Source organism: Kiloniella litopenaei (assembly GCF_000982415.1).
Lineage (GTDB): Bacteria > Pseudomonadota > Alphaproteobacteria > Kiloniellales > Kiloniellaceae > Kiloniella > Kiloniella litopenaei.
In genome coordinates this window covers 1-1,236 of the sequence record NZ_LANI01000040.1, presented here as the reverse complement: position 1 = coordinate 1,236, position 1,236 = coordinate 1, and the positions used below count along the sequence as shown (strand labels likewise).

General features: G+C 36.6%; 3 protein-coding genes. All 3 read left to right on the top strand.

All coding sequences use genetic code 11. The features are described from left to right. Positions 1–188: hypothetical protein (locus WH95_RS21565; protein WP_046510148.1), on the top strand; the 188-nt coding region annotated here is incomplete at its 5' end. Positions 189–226: 38 nt separating this feature from the next. Beyond that, complete coding sequence (locus tag WH95_RS19775) at positions 227–439, top strand: hypothetical protein (protein ID WP_046510147.1); 213 nt, start codon at positions 227–229, stop codon at positions 437–439. Between the two features lie 58 nt (positions 440–497). Next, entirely contained in the window at positions 498–1,190 is a 693-nt protein-coding gene (locus WH95_RS19770; protein ID WP_046510146.1) for an AbiU2 domain-containing protein, read from the top strand. Positions 1,191–1,236 lie beyond the last annotated feature (46 nt).

Here is a 1,236-nt window from a genome sequence, read left to right as displayed (position 1 = left end):
TTCTTGACCTTGTTTTCTCAGCTGAAGGTGTATCAGGTTTAAACTGCTGGCAACGATCGCTCGATTTTAGGGGCGATATACGACCAATCGCCCAAAATCGGGGCAACTTTCCAAAGCCGGTTACTGAAAGTTCGCCTTTCTCTTCTCAAGAAAACAAAGATAATCACTACAATGAAAATCTTGGCTAATGATTTTGTTTAGGTGGAAATAAGTAAGGAAAATCCTCATGAATAAAAGAAATTTTGTAGTTACAGTTAAAGAAAGTAATGGCGATAAATCGTGGCTTGAAGTTGAAATGCATGAAGATATTGGTCTCGATGCTGGCAAGATCATTGTCATGGAGTTGCCAGAAGGATCTCAATTTGATGAAGCAGAAAAAATAGCAAATTTTTTAAATAATAACTTAGAGAATTTCAGCATTAAAACTTTGCATAAGTAAACCAGATCATTTTTGGATCTATTGATATTAGAAAATTTTTGAAAGTTGGGGGGTGTTGGTGAGTGATAAATTTACAAAACGCATCACAAATTTTGTCGAGCGTGTAGAGCGTATTGATCAGGAATTGCATAAGGCAATTAGGTTAAGGGCCCTGCATGAATATTGTCATACTGATGAGAGGCTAAATTCTGGATCTTCCAGTCTTTACTTCACTGTTGCTTTTAAAGATTCGGCTGATTCATTGATCTTTGAGCTTGTTATGATTTTAATGCGAGTTTGGGATCGCGGAAAGAAGGTAAACTCAATTCCATCTTGTTTTGATGCAGTTGTTTCTCAAGATTTTGAAAAGCAACTTCTGGATTATCAAAGACAGCAAACAATAGATTATTTAAAAGAACAGGGTTCAGATGAAGGGGCAATCAAACGTGATGTCGATAGACTTGAGTGCTGTATATCTGAGCATCTAACGCATTTCCGAACATTAAAGCCAGAGATATTTGACGATGATATAATGGTCCGCTTAAAATTTATAAGAGATAAGTATTATGCTCATTCTCAAAAATCATCAGAAAATTTTGATAATGACATGCATGTTGAAGTGAATGAAGTATATGATCTTTTGGATAAAACATGTGATATAGCTTTTCATTTATACCTTGGGGCAGCTGGCTGTCATGTTGATTATAAAGACGCGACTAAGGAGGCTCATATGATTGCCAAAACTTATTGGTCTTCTATGGCAGTAGGGTGAGGCCTTTCTACTTAACTCTCCTGAAGGAATCAGGAGAGCATGTCCC

What these genes read in the sequence shown, in the direction of transcription:
- WH95_RS19775 (WP_046510147.1), top strand. Translation starts at nt 227, where the DNA reads ATGAATAAAAGAAATTTTGTAGTTACAGTTAAAGAAAGTAATGGCGAT.